The sequence below is a fragment of the Pseudomonas sp. WS 5532 genome, from assembly GCF_012985445.1.
Lineage (GTDB): Bacteria > Pseudomonadota > Gammaproteobacteria > Pseudomonadales > Pseudomonadaceae > Aquipseudomonas > Aquipseudomonas edaphica.
The window spans coordinates 1-16,439 of sequence record NZ_JAAQWK010000001.1; the positions used below are offsets into that span (position 1 = coordinate 1).

Genomic DNA, 16,439 nt, shown 5'->3' on the forward strand with positions numbered 1-16,439 from the left:
ATCCCGAACTCAGTAGTGAAACGATGCATCGCCGATGGTAGTGTGGGGTTTCCCCATGTGAGAGTAGGTCATCGTCAAGATTAAATTCCGAAACCCCTGATTGCTAACGCAATCAGGGGTTTTGTTTTGGGCGGTCGAAAACCCAAACCGGTCCAAAGCTGCCGACAAATTTGCACAGTTATTTCTGAACCAGACCATTAGAATAGGCACCTAACCTTTTTTAGAGTTCGAGCCCTATCTATGCCCGATCCGGTTGATACCGTCGAGGTGTCGCAGTTACCACTTGAGGATCTGGTGGCATGCCATGAGTGCGACTTGCTGATGCGCAAACCCGCACTCGCCCTCGGTGAAAAAGCCCAATGCCCACGTTGCGGTTACGAGCTTTACGCTCACCGCCACAACGTGGTTGAGCGAAGCCTCGCTTTGGTGCTGGCTGCACTGTTGCTGTACATCCCCGCGAACTTTTTACCCATCATGCAGCTCAATCTTCTCGGGCAGTCTTCGCAGGACACCGTATGGAGCGGCGTGGTAGGTCTGTTCGATACCGACATGCAAGGTGTCGCAGCCGTGGTGTTCCTGTGCAGCATGGGCATTCCCCTGCTCAAGCTGCTCTGCCAATTGGCGGTGTTGCTCAGTATCCGTTGGAACATCGGCCGCAGTTATGGGCTGTTGCTTTACCGCATTTACCATCACCTGAAGGATTGGGGGATGTTGGAGGTTTACCTGATGGGCGTGCTGGTCGCGATCGTCAAGCTCGCGGACATGGCCTCCATCACCATTGGCCTGGGGCTTGTCTGCTTCGTCAGCCTATTAGTGGTTCAAGTACTGCTGGAGGTGGTGATGTCGCCCCACCAGATCTGGCAAGCGCTTTCAGGAGAGGATGATCATGCGGGCGATTGATGCGGGCATTCTGATTTGTACCGAATGCCACGAGCTGAACAAGCAAGAGGCGGATACCGATGAGCAGCTGTGCACCCGTTGCGGTGCGCTCATCCATGCGCGTCGCCCCAACAGCCTTGTGCGTACCTGGGCGTTGCTGATCACTGCAGCGATCCTGTACATCCCGGCTAATCTGTTGCCAATCATGACCATCAACTCTCTCGGCCAGGGTGATCCCAGTACGATCATGGCGGGCGTGATTCAGCTGGTGCAGCACGGAATGTTCCCCATCGCTGCGGTGGTGTTTATCGCCAGTATTCTGGTGCCGACGTTCAAGCTGGTGGGCATTGGCTTATTGCTGTTCTCGGTGCAACGTCACCAACCGTTGTCCGCACAACAACGCATTATCATGTACCGCTTTATCGAATTCATTGGCCGCTGGTCCATGCTGGATATCTTCGTGATCGCCATCCTGGTGGCGGTTGTTAACTTTGGGCGACTTGCCAGTGTCGAGGCCAACCTTGGCGCCGCAGCGTTCGCCAGTGTGGTGATCTTGACGATGCTTGCCGCAGTAACTTTTGATCCCCGACTGATTTGGGATAACACGGAGTCGGACGACGACCATGAGTGATTTGCCTAAAGCTAAAACCCGCCCGGCCTCTAACTGGTCGGCCATTTGGGTGCTTCCCCTGATTGCGCTGATCATCGGCGGCTGGCTGGGATGGCGTGCCTATTCCCAACAGGGCATCGAGATCCAGGTGCGCTTTGAAAGTGGCGAGGGCATCCAGGTCAACAAAACCGAAGTGGTCTACAAAGGCATGACGGTGGGCAAGGTCAAAGCCTTGGCCCTGGATGACGAAGGCAGCAATCGCGGGGTGATCGCCACCATCGAGATGAACAAGGACGTCGAGCAATACCTCAAGACCAACACACGCTTCTGGCTGGTAAAGCCCAGCGTCAGCCTCGCCGGTATCACCGGCCTGGAAACCCTGGTCTCGGGTAACTACATTGCCGCCAGCCCTGGCGATGGCGAGCCCACGCGCAAATTCAAGGCGCTCTCCGAAGAGCCGCCGTTATCTGACGCCAAGCCTGGCCTGCACCTGACCCTTAAAGCCGATCGCCTCGGCTCACTGAACCGCGGCAGCCCGGTGTTCTACAAACAGATTCAGGTTGGCCAGGTCAAAAGCTACCTGCTGTCCGAGGACCAGAGCACCGTCGAGATCAAGGTTTATATCGAGCCGACTTACGCCAGCCTGGTGCGCAAACACACGCGTTTCTGGAACGCCAGCGGCATCAGCATCGACGCTAACCTGTCCGGCGTAAAAGTGCGTAGCGAATCGCTGTCCAGCATCGTCGCCGGCGGTATCGCATTCGCCACCCCTGAAAATCGCAAGGACAGCCCGCCGACCGATCCGAGCCTGCCTTTCCGTCTTTATGAGGATTTCGACGCCGCCGCCGCCGGCATCAAGGTCAAGGTAAAGCTCACCGACTTCGAAGGCCTGCAGGCCGGGCGCACCCCGGTCATGTACAAGGGCATCCAGGTCGGCAGCCTGAAAACCCTGAAGATTGACCCGGACCTGTCCAGCGCCCATGCCGAGCTGACCCTCGACCCGCTCGCCGAAGACTACCTGGTGCAAGACACCCAGTTCTGGGTGGTCAAGCCGTCCATTTCCCTGGCCGGCATCACCGGCCTGGAGGCGTTGGTAAAAGGTAACTACATTGCCATCCGCCCCGGCGACAAAGGCAGCGCACCGCAACGTGAGTACGTCGCCCGCGCCAAGGCGCCCCCACTGGATCTACGCTCCCCCGGCCTGCACATGGTGCTCTTCACCGACAACCTAGGCTCCCTGGATGTTGGCAGCCCGATCCTCTACAAACAGGTCAAGGTCGGTTCGGTGCAGAGCTACCAGTTCTCGCGCAAGAACAAGCAACTGGTGATCGGCGTCCACATCGAGAAGGAATACGAAAACCTGGTCAACGGTTCAACGCGTTTCTGGAACGCCAGCGGCGTCACCTTGACTGGCGGCCTCACCGGCGGCATCCAGGTGAAGAGTGAATCCCTGGCCAGTCTGATGGCTGGCGGTATCGCCTTCGAAACCCCGGAACAGAATGTACCGTTGAAAAAACGTATCCCGCGTTTCCGCCTGTTTGCCGATCGCGACGCGGCCAACCAGCACGGGACCCTGGTGACCATCAAGGTTGATCGCGCCGACGGCCTGCGCCCCGGCACACCCGTACGCTTCAAAGGCCTCGACGTGGGCAAGATCGAGAACGTCGACCTCAGCGCCGACATGCAGTCGGTACTGCTCAGCGCCCGGATCACCCAAGTGGCTGATCGCATCGCGCGCAGCGGCAGCCAGTTCTGGGTGGTCAAGCCTGAGCTGGGCCTGATGAAAACCGCGAACCTGGAGACCCTGGTCACCGGCCAATACATCGAAGTGCAGCCCGCCGTGAAAAACGCCGGGCCGCAAAAGAGCTTCGTCGCGTTGGACAAGCCACCAGAGGCTGTTCACCAGCAAGAAGGCCTGAGCCTGGTCCTCAGCGCCGCACGCCGTGGTTCGTTGAAGGAAGGCGTGCCAGTCACTTACCGTGAAGTCACTGTGGGCAAAGTCACCGGCTACGAACTGGGCCAGACCGCCGACCGGGTGCTGATCCACATTTTGATCGAACCTAAATACGCACCACTGGTGCGCAGTGGCAGCCGCTTCTGGAATAGCAGTGGGTTTGGTTTGGACTTCGGCTTGTTCAAGGGGGCGACGGTGCGCACGGAATCTCTGGAGACGTTGGTGGCCGGTGGTATCGCCTTTGCCACGCCAGATGGCGAGCGGATGGGCAATGCGGCGCGACCGCAGCAGACGTTCCCGTTGTTTGATAAGTTTGAGGATGAGTGGCTGACCTGGGCGCCTAAGATTCCATTGGGCAAATAGGCCGAGGCGCGGCCATCGCGGGCAAGCCCGGCTCCCACATTGGAATGCATACCTCCTGTGGGAGCCGGGCTTGCCCGCGATGAGGCCCTCAACATCACTGCAAAACCCCAGCCCATAAAAAAGGCCGCGATCCATACAGATCGCGGCCTTTTTACATTTCAGCGCAGTGGCTTAAACCTCATCCAACTCCGGCTCATCCGCCTGCACATTCACCGTCGCCTTCACCACATCATGACGACGGATGTACTTCCAATCCGCCTCATCAATGTAGATACCATTCGGCCCGCTGCCGCCTTCCAGGTCGATCGCCACTTGGGCGGACACCTGCGGCTTCACACTGGCCAAAATCGGCACAAAGCCCAGCTGCAAACTGGTTTCCAGCAACGCCGCCTGGTTCTTCTCATCGATGTCCGCTGCCTCATCGAGGTAGTACGGTAAACGCACGCGCCCGGCCTGGTCACGGTCCATCAAGTGCAGCAACAAGTACATGTTGGTCAGCGCCTTGATGGTCATGGTGGTGCCGTTGGACGCCGCGCCATCGATGTCGGTGTGGATCACTGGCTGGCCATGCACCTTGGTGATTTCGAACGCCAGCTCGAACAAGTCCTTGAGGCCCAACTGGTTATGGTTGGCGGCCACAAGACGGGCCAGGTATTCCTTGGCCTCTTCGTTCTTGTTGTCCTGTTCGGCGCTCTGGCTCAGGTCGAACACCGACAGGGTTTCGCCTTCTTCATACTGACCGGCACTGTGGATGATCTGGTCGATATGCTTGAGGGCTTCCTTGTTCGGCGCCAGCACGATGCGGAAGCTTTGCAGGTTGGACACCTGACGCTTGTTGATCTCGCGGTTGAACAAGGCCAACTGGTGCTCAAGGCTGTCGTAGTCGCTGCGGATATTACGCAAGGTCCGCGCAATATCGGTGACGGCTGCACGGCGCGCCTTGCCGAGGGTCAGGGCTTCATCGGTGCGGTGCGCATAAGCGTTGATCAGCAATTGCAGACGACGCTCTACGTCATCCTCGCTGTCGAACTTGGCCACGCCCTTGAGGCGCACCTGTGCATACAGCGCCTCAATCTGGCCATCAGCGCGCAGCAAACCTTGCCAGCTGTCCTGATAGTCATTGAGCAATGGCAACAGGTTGTCCATCGAGTCGTCGACCGGGTCCATGAACGGTGTGCCGAACGGCAAGTCGGCCGGCAACAACTGACGGCGGCGCAGGGCGTCATCCAGCGTGCGTTGCTTGGCTTCCATATCGCCAATCTGACGGCCGACCAATTGCAGCTTGGCCGACAACTGCTGGACACGCTCGGTGAAGGCATCACTGGAGCGCTTCAACTCGTCTTGTGCGGCTTCCATCTGCGCCAGGTTTTCGAGCTTCTCGCCTTCTTCCGCGCTCAGGGTTTGCGCGCGACGGAAGTCTTCCAGCGCCTTCTGCGCATCCAGCACTTGCTGGTACAGGGCTTCGGTCTGGGTCTTGCTCGCCGCACGGTCAGAGGCTACGGCCTGCTGCGTCTTGAGCTGCTTGAGTTCTTTTTCCAGGCGCTCTTTCTGGTCGCGCAACGCCGCGCGATCGGCCAGCGCCTGCAAGGCCGGTGGCTCAATATGGGAGATGTCGATCGACAGCCCCGGCACTTCAAATTTTTCACCCTTGAAGCCATCGAGGATCTGCTCCAGGGATTTAACCCACTGGCCATCCTCATCCAGCGTGATGCCATGCTCGCCCAGCGGCAAACTGAACAACGAACTGTTGAACAGGCGCATCAGACGCTCGACGTCCTGTTGTGAGAATTCTTCACGCAGTTTGGCGTAACTGTTGTTGTCGGCATGGTCGAGCTGTTGCTTGACCGACTTCAGGCGTTTCTCCAGGTCACGCAAGCGCTCATCCAGGTCCTCAGCGCTGAACTGACGGGATTGCGCCAGGGCGCCCGCCAATTCATCGTGGGCATCCTTGGCCGCCAGCAGTTGCTGCTCCAGCACCTTGACGTCATCCACCAGCGCAAAGCGATGCTTAAGCACCGACAGCTCGCCCAACCAACGCTGAATGCCACTGATTTCACGCTCCAGGCGCATTAGCTCCTGGGTACCGCCACGCTGATCGTTTTGCAGCGCGTCCTGCTCGTTACGGTAGTGCTCGGCCTGGATGGTCAGCTCTTCCTTGCGCGCACTGGCGTAGTCTGACCAGGTGCCGAGCAACGAATCCAGCAAGGGCGACAGGCGATGCAATTTGCCGCGCAATACATCGCGCAAGCGCACGCCATTGGCGAGCGCTTCAACCAACGGCCCGGCAGCCACCAGCGAGTTGTAGTCCTGCTCCATGCGCCTTACATCACGGAAGGCTTCTTCGCACGCAGCGATGTAGTCCACGCTGCCGGAACGCAGGCTGTGTTCGAACGCATCCAGGAACAATTGCTTGAGCTTGGCCGCGGTGATTTCGCGCATGTGCAGCAGGTTGATAAACAGCGCGCGGAAGGTCTTCAGGCTCTGTTCGCTGGTGGAACGCAGCGGAATCAGGGTCAGGTCCAGTGGGATTGACGTGTGGCCACCGACCAGCAAACGGCGCAGTTCATCCGGTTTGAGTTCGTAGGCTTTAAGGCCTTCGCGCTCAAGGTTGGTGAACAGCTCTTTTTGACGCAGGCAGGTGTCGTTCTTCTGGTAGTGGGCCAAGTCCAGCTTGCCGGCATAGGCAAAGAACTGGTGACCGAAACCACCGCCCGGGCCGCGCCCGACCACGCCGATTACGTGCGGGCCGTGGGGCAGCGAGACTTCCACGAGGATGTAGCTGGTGTCGGTGGCAAAGTAGAAGCGCCGCGATTGTTCCAGGGTGTACTTGCCGAAACTCATGTCCGACATACGCGCCAGGATCGGGAACTGCAAGGCGTTGATCGACGCAGATTTACCCAGGTTATTCGCGCCGTACACCGACAACGGTTCCTCCAGCGGGAACAAGCCCAGGCTGTAACCCGCGGTGTTCAATAGGGCGAAGCGGCGGATGCCGTAACGTTCCTTACTCATGCGTCGGTCTCCTGTTCTTCGGCAATGGCGCGGGCCAGGGCGTCTTCTTCGCTTTCTTCTGCGAAGTCGCTGAGGTCCAGCGGGTCATCGGTTTTCAGCAGTTTTTCATCGCTGTCTTCATCGATGATTACCGGCGCCGGCAATGGCAACACACTGTGCACGCTGGCGGCCAGGTCACGGTCCTGCTGCACGGACAGGCACACATCAAGAAAGCGGTGCATCGGCGGCAGGAAGCGATAGATGCCGTTGTCTTCGCTGGCAAAACCCAGTTGGGTCATGCGGCGCATGATCTTTTCTTCGAGCTCTTCCTGGGTCTGCACTTCGGCCTGGATAAACAGGTCGCGGTATTTTTCCAGCAACGACGGCAACTCATCGCGGCCCAGGCTGCCGCCATCGAGCACGGCGACCGGGTCGCGGCCCTGGTCGGCCAAGTGCTCGACGATGATGAAGGTGAACAGCGCCAGACGTTGCGCGGTCTTGTTGACCTGCGCCGCAGCCACGGCAGTGTCCGGCACGAAGTAGTAGAAACCGCGTGTGTCACACACCAGCTCAAAGCCCAGGGCCTTGAACAGTGTGCGGTACTGGTCCTGGAAGTTCGACAGTTGTGCGTACAGCTCCGGGTCGCGGCGGCTGACGTGGTAACCCTTGAACAGCTCGCGAAAGATCGGTGCCAGCTGGGACAGTTCGGATAGATCAAGATGCATAAGGCGTGCTCGCAGAATTCTCGGTGGCATCGGTGCCAGCCGGGAGCAGGGCGAATGAGCGCAGGCTGACCTGGTGCTCGTGTGTGTGGTAGTCGCGGCGTTCCAGGCGTTCGCGCTTGAAGCGTTTTTCCCGCGAGAGCCGTGAGAACCAGTACAGCAATTCATCGGTGGCGCCGTCCGGTTCCTGCTCCAGCAGCCAGGTCATCAGGTCCGGCATCGGTAGCGCGTCTTCGCAGCGCTCGAGCATTTCCTTGACCGTGCGCGGCGCACGCTGGGCTTCGCCCTTGTGGGATTTGTGCGCCTTGGGGAAACGCGCCGGTTTCGGCTCGAAATTGGCCAGGGCATACACGTACGCTTCGACCTGGCTGGCACTGCCCAGGAAGGTACTTTGAGGCCGGGTAAACATCGGCATCGCCGCTTGCGGCACCGCGTCCAGGCCTTTACGGCGAATGGCCGACAAGGCCAGCGCCGCGCCACGCGTCACGGCGTTGTGGCGGCGCGCTTCTTCGCGCAGCGGCAGCAGCAGTTCGCGGGCATGGCGCAAGGTGAGCTGGGCGCTGGTTTGCATTTCGAGGATGCGCGCGTGAGTACGCAGCAGCATATCGTCGTCCACCAGATGGCCGAGGCGTTGCTGCTCGGTGAGCATGCGCAGCAGCACATTCTCGACCTTGCGCACGCCTTGCTCGAAGGCGCCGTCGGCGTTCACCAGTTGGATCATGGGTTCGACGTATTCGTCCCAGGTCGCGAGTACCTCGGCGTAACGCTGGCGCAACGGGATTTGCCGGTCGCTGGTCTTGGCGCGGTCGGCCACGGCCGCCAGGGCTTGTTCGTCGTTGGCGAGTTTTTTCAGCACGTCCCGCACACGCATATCCAGCAAGCGCAGTTGGCGGGCCAGGTCGTGGCCATCACGGATGTCAAAGGCGTCCTGGATGTAACCGGCCAGACGCTCAAGGTGGCGCAGGTAGGCTTCGATTTCCAGGCACAGGCCAAGCCGGTGCTCCTTGCGAAGATAGGCGAGGAAGTCGTGGATCTGTGCATTGAGCTCGAAACGGTTCGGGCTCTTGGCGACAGGCACCAGGATATCCAGGCGAATCCACACGTCCAACAGGCTGGTGATGTCCTGTGGCGTGCTGTCCAGTTGTTGGGCCGCCAGTTGTGCGCGCAGCTCGCCCAGGCTCAAGGTGCCTTGGTCGAAGTGTTCGCACAGTGGCTCAAGCAGGGCCCAGTGTTCGGCGAGGGCGCGCAAGACGCGCTTGGGTTCGATCATCGGAATGGCCGGCTGGTTGGCGAATAAAAGTCGCGATTGTACTGCATCAGGCGCGGGATTTATCCACAGCCGGTCAGTGCGCAGTGGGCGATTGTTACCGAACAGCGGTAGAATCCCCGCTCTTTAGTTATCCACAAGTGGCCGAGCTGTGCTTATCGAGTCCCGACGTCGCGCTTACTTGACTGCCATGCAGGTGGTCAACTGGCTGCCCCGCACCGAACTGCCGTTTGCCGCCCCATCGCGGCCCGAGCTGCTGCAGGCGCTTGAGCCTTATGAGGCGTTCGAGGTGTCGGGCGAGGAGGCTGCTGCGCCGGTGGCGGTGGTCAAACCCACGCCAGAGGCTCGCCCCGCTGTCGAACGCGTGAAAGTTGAAGTGCCGCGCCCGTCACCCGTGGCCAAGCCCGTGGCGGCCGAAACGCCAGCACCGGTGGCCAAGGCTGCAGTGGTGCCACCGCCACGTTTCGCCCTGCAATTACTGCGGGCCGGGCGTTGCCTGCTGTTGGTGGAACTGCCCACCGGCGAACGTTTTCAGACCCGCGACCCGGCCTACATGCTGCTAAAAGACATGCTGCGCGCCGCCGGCCTGCCCGACAGCCCGCAAATCGTCGGCGACCCCGTGCGCTGGCCGCTGCTGGTGCGCGGCAACATGGACCAGGGCCCGGACGCTGCACGGGATTTTGTCCAGGGTTTTGTCTCGGCGCGCCTGGAAGACGAACCCTGCGTGTGCCTGTGGCTGATCGGCCTGCCCGCCGTGCGTTTTGCCGGTGAGGCGAATGCCGAAGCCTGGTATCGCGAGCTGCAGGTCGAAGGCCTGGGCTCGGTATGGGCCTTGCCGGGCCTGGAATTATTAATGGAAGAGCCACAGCGTAAGGCTGATGTCTGGCAAGCCATGCGCCGGCTGATGGCGCGCTGGAAAAGTACCGATGAGTGAAGCTTTATCGTTCCGCCCGATGACCGAGGCGGACCTCGACGCCGTACTGAAGATTGAATACGCGGCGTTCAGCCATCCCTGGACCCGTGGGATTTTTCTTGATGGGCTGGGCAAGTACCAGATCTGGCTGATGTTTGAAGGTGAGCAGCAGGTGGGCCACGGTGTGGTGCAGATCATCCTCGATGAAGCGCACTTGCTGAATATCACCGTCAAACCGGAAAACCAGGGCCGTGGCCTGGGGTTGGCGCTGCTGGAACACCTGATGTCACGCGCTTATGCCGCCAGTGCGCGGGAGTGCTTCCTGGAAGTGCGCGACAGCAATACTGGCGCGTTTCGCTTGTATGAGCGCTACGGCTTCAACGAAATCGGCCGTCGCCGGGATTACTACCCGGCCGTGGGTGGGCGCGAGGATGCCGTCGTAATGGCCTGTACTTTAGTTGACTAAGACATAGAACCCGATGTGCAAGCAGGCCCTGTGGGAGCTGGCTTGCCTGCGATAGCATCACCTCGGTCTGGCTGAAACACCGAGGCGCCTGCATCGCGGGCAAGCCCGCTCCCATACGGGAAGTGTTCACAGGCTGTGTCAGCGGTTACCGTCTATCGGGTCAATATCCGCCAATTCGGCCTCATCCAGGCCATTGCCACCGCCAATCTGATCCTCATCCACAATGCTCAGGTCCCAGTCGGCGGGTTCGTCTTCACCCGCCTCACGCGCATCCCGGGCGCCATCCTCATGGATCAGCGTTTCCGGGCTCATGTCATCATCCGTGGACTCATGATCATCGGTCGAGGCTCCAGTCATGCCAGCTTCGCGCACCCGTTCGTCGGGCATAAGGTGTTCGCGCTCGCGGCGCGGTAGTTCATCGCCGATTTCCGCGGTCGGCTCTTCCTCGTCAAAATCCAGCTCACGCATCTCACCCATGCGGTCTTCGTTGTCATCAATCGGTTCGGGCTGGGTAGCGCCGTAGGGACGTCGTGATTCAGTCATGGCCAATCCTCATACTGTGGGGCTTATAGTGTGTGGACAGGCACGGCTCGCCAAAGATTCAAGCTAATTTGCGGGCGGCGTGACCCGGACGAAGGGTCGTCAGTCACAAAACTGCGCATCATTCCTGAGGCTTTCCCTGATGAACGAACTACAAGACCTACTTGATAACAACGAACGCTGGGCGGATGCGATCAAACAGGAAGATCCCGAATTCTTCGCCAAGCTCGCCCGCCAGCAAACCCCGGAATACCTGTGGATCGGCTGCTCCGACGCACGTGTACCGGCCAACGAAATCGTCGGCATGCTGCCCGGCGACCTGTTTGTGCACCGCAACGTGGCCAACGTGGTGCTGCACACCGACCTCAATTGCCTGTCGGTGATCCAGTACGCGGTGGACGTGCTCAAGGTCAAACACATCCTCGTCACCGGCCACTACGGCTGCGGCGGCGTGCGCGCTTCGATGCAGGACCGCCAGTTCGGCCTGATCGACGGCTGGCTGCGCACTATTCGCGACCTTTATTACGAAAACCGCGAGGTGCTGGCCCAACTGTCCACCGAGGAGGAGCGGGTGGACCGCATGTGCGAGCTGAACGTGATTCAGCAAGTCGCCAACGTCGGCCACACCAGCATTGTGCAAAACGCCTGGCACCGCGGGCAGAGCCTGTCGATTCACGGCTGCATCTACGGCATCAAGGATGGCCGCTGGAAGAGCTTGAACACCACCATCAGTGGCTTCGAGCAACTGCCGCCGCAATATCGCCTGCGCCCACTGGGCGAAGCCTAAGGCCGTTTGCGCAGGCGCCAGTGGGTCATGAACGCCTGGCCTTCGGCGCTCAATGGCTCCTTGGCGCCGGTGATCCAGCCCCGGCAGTTCAGCTCGCCGCATTGGCAAGCGAACTGCCGGAACAGCGCATCTTCGGTGGTGGCGTAATCCATCGTCAGCAAGGTGCCGGGCGCAATGGGTTGCACGGTCCAGACTTCCAGGTACGTGGCATCGAAAAACACGTTCGGATTGCAGGAGTGCAACATCAGGCGACTGAACCACGGGTCATAGAGGTGGATGCGTGACGAGAGCTGCAAGGTGTGGGCACGTCGTTCGCTCAACGCATAGCCGGACACTCTGGCAATGCGCACGCGGCTGTCAAAGGCGACGCATGCTTTGAGCGCGGCGCCAATGCCGTTGGCATCGTGTACGACCTGGAAGTGTTCACTCGACGGGTAACCCTGTTCAACGAGCACCGTTTTGAAGGGGTAAAGGCAGTCACTCACAGCAGTTTTAGCCTTATCCATGGCTTGAGTTTTCATAACTCTCCTGGGCTAGGCTGCATCGACCTGCGATGGGGTCTGACTTCCAGTCTTGCAGCGGATGGGTGCCGTTCAAGACTCGCTGAAGTTGTAGGCGATTTCTACTGTCAGATCTGACAGTAGAAACCGGTTATATTTTGTACGATTTACAGTGCAGGGGCAGTAACAGCAGGGATTGGGGCGGCGTCTTTCAGCTGTTTCAACTGCGCCTTGATGGGCGGGGTGGCGCATTTGGCGTTGGCTTGCTCCGGGGTCAGGTTGCGCACCGAGGTGTAGAACAGCTCACAGGTCTGCTCCTTGCGCGTGACTTGCCAGGTGTTCATGCACGCCTTGAGCAACACATTTGGGTCACTGGCGGGTTTCTGGCCCATGCCGGCTTGCCAGCAGGCGGCGCTCAAGTCTTGCCCCATCACTTTCAAACCAGCCTCATCGGCTTTTTGTTCATTGCCGTCATAGCTGGCCGGATCCGCCGCATACCAGATGTAGCTCGGGTGGTTGGAGCCCAGTACCGACACGGTTTTACCGGCAACCGGGCTGATCTGCGCCAGCCCCAGCACGGCGACGGTTTGGCCGTACTGTTGTTTGATCCAGTTACGCACCGGTGCGCCGAATGCCACCATCGGCAATGAGCCGTTGGCGTGCAGGCTCAGCTCCTTGACCATGCGCGTCTGGTAGTCGGCAAAGTAGCTGTAGACGTTTTCCAGGTCCTTGCCCGCATTGGACGGCGCGGCGATCGGCGCAATATCGATGATGGTCTGGTAGGCCGGTGTTTCCGTGGCCGGGATGCCATTGTCCGTGAGCAAAGTGGCCCAGCGGTCAGTGGTGGCCGATTCCAGGTAATCCTGGGCCTGGGTCAGCGAGTAGTCCGGCGGGAAGTGCAGCAGTTCGATGCTCTTGCGGTTTTCCAGGGCCATGCCCAGCGGCAGGAACAAGTACCAGTTGTAGGCCCACTTGCCGTCGCTGTTGAGTTTGCTGGCGCCCTGGTAAGCCAGGTCTGCGGTGTTGAGCAGCGTGGTCAGGGGCTGGCCATAGTGCTCGGGCACACCGCTGAAGGTAGCTGAAACCTGGCCGTCGTGGGTTTTCACACTGACCTTGGCACGGCTGTACCCATCGCGTTGCAAGCTCTGGTTCAAATAGTGCTCGGCGGTCTGCTCCAGCGTCCATGGCCGAAAGCAGATTACGTTGCAGTTATTGGGGAACGCGAACAGTTGGGTGACGCGTTGCGTACTGCCCAGTGGTACTTCGATGTCGGCCTGTACGACCGCACTGGCCAGCAGTGCGGCCAGTGTGAAGGACAGCCTGGTCGGTTTAAACATAGTTGGTTCCTTGTCAGCGAAAGCCCGTCTGCGCGGGGTGAAAGCCCACTTGCACACAGTAGCGGTTGACCAGGAAAACCGCGTGCTAAATCGCCAGGCATGTCGCTATTGGATAAGAAAACCTACCGGTTGAACTGCAAGGCGTTGCTCAAATCGCCCATGGGCTTCTGGCCGCGGGCGATCATCGCGTCATCGCGCTGCTTGAGGCCGTCCAGTGTCTCCAACTGGAACACGCGGGTGATCAAACGCAGGATCGACGCGGTGTCGTAAACCGTATGGTCCACCGTGCCTTTGCGTGCAAACGGCGACACCACCAACGCCGGAACCCGCGTGCCCGGGCCCCAGCGATCGCCTTTGGGCGGTGCCACGTGGTCCCACCAGCCGCCGTTTTCATCGACAGTGACCACCACCACCATGTTTTTCCACTGCGGGCTTTCTTGCAGCACTTTCAAGGCGCGGGCGATATGGCGGTCGCCCGAGGCCACATCGGCGTAGCCGGCGTGCATGTTCAGGTTGCCCTGGGGCTTATAGAACGTCACGGCGGGCAGCTTGCCGGCCTGGGCATCGGCGAAGAACTTGTTGGTGCCGGAATCATCGCCCAAACCGCCGTCACGCAAGCGTTTGTCGCGCTCAGCACGGTTTTGCGGGCCTTGTTGCTTGAAGTAGTTGAACGGTTGGTGGTGGTACTGGAAGTTCGGAATCTTCGGGATACCGCCCGAGTCCTTGAACTGGTCCAGGGTCGCCTGCCAGGCACCGGCGTACCAGGCCCAGTCAACGTTCTTTTTCGACAGTTTGTCGCCAATGTGTTCGTGGGTTTGCGGCACCAGCACGTTGGGCAGATCGGGTTTGGAGTAGTCCGGGTTTTGCGGGTCGCGGATCCAGGTCGGCCAGTATGGCGGTGCCAGGGTGTTCACGCCGTAACCGTCCGGCGTCAAGGCACTGGGGCCGAACTGCGGCGGGCCGGTCATGGCGCTGGCCGGGGACTTGTCCAGCGGCTTGAGGCGCGGGTCGGTGGGGTTATCGCTTTGCAGCGTGGCTATTTGCGCCTTGGCCACCGATTGTGCGGCATTCGGATAAAACGGCGCGGTGGCGCTGATCAGGTACTGGTGGTTGAGGAACGAGCCACCGAAAGCGCCCTGGAAGAAGTTGTCGCACAGCACAAACTCCTTGGCCACGTCCCACAAGCGCAGGGAATATCGACTCTGGGCGTAGTACCCCATCACCAGGCCACCGGAATCGGCCCAGGCGACAAAGTTGTCGTTCTTGCCGCCGTTGATCTGCATCTGGTTCTGGTAGAACACATGCCACAAATCACGAGTGACCAGGCTCAAAGGCAGGTCCTCGGCATTCGGGCCTTTGAGGGCGAATGGCGCGTTGGGCAGGTTTTCCTGGAATTGCACTTCGCTGGGGTAAGTCACCCCGTCCACACTTTGCGGGCCGACTTGCAACACGCCGCCCCAGGCCGGTGGCAGGGTGCTAAGCAGGCTGCCATCACGGTCACGTTGCTGCACGTCGGCTGCGGAGAGCGCCGACAGTGGTTTCTCCACGCCAGGGAAGTCTGCGAACAGGTTATTGAAACTGCGGTTCTCGGCGTAGATCACCACGACTGTCTTCACCTGCTCGTGCAAGGCCTTGTCCAGCTCTTGCGGTGTAAGCGGCCGCACCTCTGGCTTGCCCGCAGGCTCGCTGGTATTGCCGCAAGCACTCAAGGTCGCACCAACCCCCAGCACCGCCGCGCCCCCGAGGAAACGCCGACGGCTGGTGTCCACGGGCGGTTGGGTTACGGAATCGGGAGAAGGGCGGTCTTCGTGCTCGTCACTCATTGCTGGGCGTTCCTGCTGGCTGATTGTTGCAAGATATTTCGCAGGACGGTAGCAATGCAATGTGACGGAACGAAGACAGCGGTTAGAAAGCTAAAGGGTGGTCACAGCAAGTGCAGTGCCAGTTGGCTGCCCGCGCGCAAGTACTCCACTTGAGCCGTCAGCGCATCCTTGACGATTGCCTCACCCGTGTCGGTCAGCTTGGCTTTTTTTGCATCGATGACCGTGGTTTGCAAAAGCTGCATGGCCACGTCCATCACTTTTTGGAAGGCTGTGACGTTATTGTGCAGGCCAAACTCATTGACGACGGCAGCCATACGCCGATCGGCATCGTCTCGCAGAGCCGTGTACTCGACGAACGACACGTGGTCGTCCTTGTAAATATCATTGATCAACTCTTCCAGTGATTTGGACAGGGGCGTCATCGGATTTTCCTTGGTGTTTGTGGGTGGTAATCCAAGGCAGGTTAATCAAAGGCGCGAGGGAGGGAAGTCAGAGGCTGTCACTGCAATAAGTGGGAAAGCCCGATACATCTGGCCAGGGAATTAGCAATGCAATGTGACGCAATGACGAGGTTGATGTAAGAAATCGGGCATGTATACACACACCCTGGCACTGCTAAACTGCGTCAATAATGGATGCCACCGAGGTGAACCGTGAAACCTTCAATCGCCCTTGATCTAAAACGGGCCGCCGTCAGAGAGGTGGTGGGGCGTTTCCGTATCTCAAATCCAAGGGTGTTTGGGTCTGTCTTGCTGGGTACCGATCAAGAAGGTAGCGACCTTGATCTGCTGGTAGATGCTCCGCCGGGGACCACGCTTTTTGATCTTGGTGGATTGCAGGTAGAGCTGGAGGATCTGCTCGGGGTCAATGTGGACCTGCTGACGCCTGGCGATTTACCACTGAAGTTTCGCGCAAAAGTGTTGGCTGAGGCACGCCCGGTATGACAGTAAATCGCCTCGGGGACTATTTGGATCACATAAGGCAAGCCACCGCTGATGCGATCACATTTGTTGACGGCTTGAACAAAGAAGAGTTTCTGGAAGACAGACGTACTCAACAAGCAGTTGTCATGAGTCTGATCATCATTGGTGAGGCATCAACAAAAATCATGGATCAGCATCCAGATTTCGCTGCGAGTCACCCGCAGATCCCTTGGCGTAGCATGCGCGGGATGCGCAACCGGATTGCCCACGGTTATTTCGATATCAACCTCGATGTGGTTTGGGACACGATCCAGGAGGCGTTGCCTGATCTATTGCATCGCCTTCCTGTGGTTCCAGCCTGACT

The 16,439-nt window shown here is 59.5% G+C and carries 16 protein-coding genes; 8 read left to right on the plus strand and 8 right to left on the minus strand.

Annotated elements, in window-relative coordinates:
- The first annotated feature begins 240 nt into the window (after positions 1-240).
- Genes HBO23_RS00005 through HBO23_RS00015 form a run of 3 tightly spaced genes read left to right on the plus strand, consistent with a single transcriptional unit; the run spans position 241 to position 3,806 of the window.
- Positions 241-900 carry a paraquat-inducible protein A gene (locus tag HBO23_RS00005; protein ID WP_170036111.1) on the plus strand — a complete coding sequence of 220 codons (660 nt, stop codon included), beginning with the start codon at positions 241-243 and terminating at the stop codon, positions 898-900.
- Complete coding sequence (locus HBO23_RS00010; protein WP_017134539.1) at positions 887-1,510, plus strand: paraquat-inducible protein A; 624 nt, start codon at positions 887-889, stop codon at positions 1,508-1,510. Before HBO23_RS00005 ends, HBO23_RS00010 begins: the two co-directional genes overlap by 14 nt.
- Positions 1,503-3,806, plus strand: a complete 2,304-nt coding sequence (locus HBO23_RS00015) for an MlaD family protein (RefSeq protein ID WP_017134538.1) — start codon at positions 1,503-1,505, stop codon at positions 3,804-3,806. The genes HBO23_RS00010 and HBO23_RS00015 overlap by 8 nt, the downstream gene beginning before the upstream one ends.
- Before the next feature lie 171 nt (positions 3,807-3,977).
- Here HBO23_RS00015 and mksF read toward each other — a convergent pair whose 3' ends face one another.
- From mksF to mksB, 3 genes are read right to left on the minus strand one after another with little or no spacing between them, the layout of a single operon-like run.
- A complete protein-coding gene (mksF, locus tag HBO23_RS00020) occupies positions 3,978-6,818 on the minus strand; it encodes an Mks condensin complex protein MksF (RefSeq protein WP_056859191.1) in 2,841 nt (946 codons plus the stop codon).
- Positions 6,815-7,522 carry an Mks condensin complex protein MksE gene (gene mksE, locus HBO23_RS00025; RefSeq protein WP_017134536.1) on the minus strand — a complete coding sequence of 236 codons (708 nt, stop codon included), beginning with the start codon at positions 7,520-7,522 and terminating at the stop codon, positions 6,815-6,817. Before mksE ends, mksF begins: the two co-directional genes overlap by 4 nt.
- Positions 7,512-8,789: an Mks condensin complex protein MksB gene (gene mksB, locus HBO23_RS00030; RefSeq protein WP_017134535.1), complete on the minus strand. Its 1,278-nt coding sequence runs from the start codon at positions 8,787-8,789 to the stop codon at positions 7,512-7,514. The genes mksE and mksB overlap by 11 nt, the downstream gene beginning before the upstream one ends.
- A 187-nt stretch (positions 8,790-8,976) precedes the next feature.
- Between mksB and HBO23_RS00035 the strand changes: the two genes are divergently transcribed.
- Together HBO23_RS00035 and rimI are read left to right on the plus strand one after the other, a co-directional pair.
- Positions 8,977-9,720, plus strand: coding sequence for a hypothetical protein (locus tag HBO23_RS00035; RefSeq protein WP_026013484.1), 744 nt, complete (start codon positions 8,977-8,979; stop codon positions 9,718-9,720).
- The gene (gene rimI, locus HBO23_RS00040; protein WP_005784514.1) at positions 9,713-10,165 is read left to right on the plus strand and encodes a ribosomal protein S18-alanine N-acetyltransferase; all 453 of its coding nucleotides are present in this window, start codon (positions 9,713-9,715) and stop codon (positions 10,163-10,165) included. Before HBO23_RS00035 ends, rimI begins: the two co-directional genes overlap by 8 nt.
- Before the next feature lie 138 nt (positions 10,166-10,303).
- Here rimI and HBO23_RS00045 read toward each other — a convergent pair whose 3' ends face one another.
- On the minus strand, positions 10,304-10,708 hold the full coding sequence (locus HBO23_RS00045; RefSeq protein ID WP_170036113.1) for a serine kinase/phosphatase: 405 nt from the start codon (positions 10,706-10,708) through the stop codon (positions 10,304-10,306).
- Between the two features lie 139 nt (positions 10,709-10,847).
- On the opposite strand from HBO23_RS00045, the gene can reads away from it, so the two are divergent.
- Entirely contained in the window at positions 10,848-11,492 is a 645-nt protein-coding gene (gene can, locus HBO23_RS00050; RefSeq protein ID WP_099549196.1) for a carbonate dehydratase, read from the plus strand.
- Here the strand turns inward: can and HBO23_RS00055 are convergent.
- From HBO23_RS00055 to HBO23_RS00070, 4 genes are all read right to left on the minus strand, one after another.
- Positions 11,489-12,013 (minus strand): SET domain-containing protein-lysine N-methyltransferase, encoded by a 525-nt coding sequence (locus HBO23_RS00055; RefSeq protein WP_017134531.1) that lies wholly within the window; start codon positions 12,011-12,013, stop codon positions 11,489-11,491. The two genes, can and HBO23_RS00055, sit on opposite strands and share 4 nt — an antisense overlap.
- Before the next feature lie 146 nt (positions 12,014-12,159).
- Positions 12,160-13,329 (minus strand): hypothetical protein, encoded by a 1,170-nt coding sequence (locus HBO23_RS00060; protein ID WP_099549198.1) that lies wholly within the window; start codon positions 13,327-13,329, stop codon positions 12,160-12,162.
- A 122-nt stretch (positions 13,330-13,451) separates the two neighbouring features.
- A complete protein-coding gene (gene acpA, locus HBO23_RS00065; RefSeq protein ID WP_170036115.1) occupies positions 13,452-15,152 on the minus strand; it encodes an acid phosphatase in 1,701 nt (566 codons plus the stop codon).
- Between the two features lie 101 nt (positions 15,153-15,253).
- Complete coding sequence (locus HBO23_RS00070) at positions 15,254-15,574, minus strand: hypothetical protein (protein WP_017134528.1); 321 nt, start codon at positions 15,572-15,574, stop codon at positions 15,254-15,256.
- A gap of 231 nt (positions 15,575-15,805) precedes the next feature.
- Between HBO23_RS00070 and HBO23_RS00075 the strand changes: the two genes are divergently transcribed.
- Positions 15,806-16,096: a nucleotidyltransferase gene (locus HBO23_RS00075; protein ID WP_017134527.1), complete on the plus strand. Its 291-nt coding sequence runs from the start codon at positions 15,806-15,808 to the stop codon at positions 16,094-16,096.
- Positions 16,093-16,437 carry a DUF86 domain-containing protein gene (locus HBO23_RS00080; RefSeq protein ID WP_138453168.1) on the plus strand — a complete coding sequence of 115 codons (345 nt, stop codon included), beginning with the start codon at positions 16,093-16,095 and terminating at the stop codon, positions 16,435-16,437. The genes HBO23_RS00075 and HBO23_RS00080 overlap by 4 nt, the downstream gene beginning before the upstream one ends.
- Positions 16,438-16,439 lie beyond the last annotated feature (2 nt).

Bases quoted from the DNA above. Each gene is read 5' to 3' on its own strand.
- HBO23_RS00060 (WP_099549198.1), bottom strand. From the start codon at position 13,329: ATGTTTAAACCGACCAGGCTGTCCTTCACACTGGCCGCACTGCTGGCC.
- acpA (WP_170036115.1), bottom strand. From the start codon at position 15,152: ATGAGTGACGAGCACGAAGACCGCCCTTCTCCCGATTCCGTAACCCAA.
- mksF (WP_056859191.1), bottom strand. From the start codon at position 6,818: ATGAGTAAGGAACGTTACGGCATCCGCCGCTTCGCCCTATTGAACACC.
- rimI (WP_005784514.1), top strand. From the start codon at position 9,713: ATGAGTGAAGCTTTATCGTTCCGCCCGATGACCGAGGCGGACCTCGAC.
- HBO23_RS00010 (WP_017134539.1), top strand. From the start codon at position 887: ATGCGGGCGATTGATGCGGGCATTCTGATTTGTACCGAATGCCACGAG.
- HBO23_RS00005 (WP_170036111.1), top strand. From the start codon at position 241: ATGCCCGATCCGGTTGATACCGTCGAGGTGTCGCAGTTACCACTTGAG.
- HBO23_RS00055 (WP_017134531.1), bottom strand. From the start codon at position 12,013: ATGAAAACTCAAGCCATGGATAAGGCTAAAACTGCTGTGAGTGACTGC.
- HBO23_RS00015 (WP_017134538.1), top strand. From the start codon at position 1,503: ATGAGTGATTTGCCTAAAGCTAAAACCCGCCCGGCCTCTAACTGGTCG.
- HBO23_RS00080 (WP_138453168.1), top strand. From the start codon at position 16,093: ATGACAGTAAATCGCCTCGGGGACTATTTGGATCACATAAGGCAAGCC.
- mksB (WP_017134535.1), bottom strand. From the start codon at position 8,789: ATGATCGAACCCAAGCGCGTCTTGCGCGCCCTCGCCGAACACTGGGCC.
- mksE (WP_017134536.1), bottom strand. From the start codon at position 7,522: ATGCATCTTGATCTATCCGAACTGTCCCAGCTGGCACCGATCTTTCGC.
- can (WP_099549196.1), top strand. From the start codon at position 10,848: ATGAACGAACTACAAGACCTACTTGATAACAACGAACGCTGGGCGGAT.
- HBO23_RS00035 (WP_026013484.1), top strand. From the start codon at position 8,977: ATGCAGGTGGTCAACTGGCTGCCCCGCACCGAACTGCCGTTTGCCGCC.
- HBO23_RS00070 (WP_017134528.1), bottom strand. From the start codon at position 15,574: ATGACGCCCCTGTCCAAATCACTGGAAGAGTTGATCAATGATATTTAC.
- HBO23_RS00045 (WP_170036113.1), bottom strand. From the start codon at position 10,708: ATGACTGAATCACGACGTCCCTACGGCGCTACCCAGCCCGAACCGATT.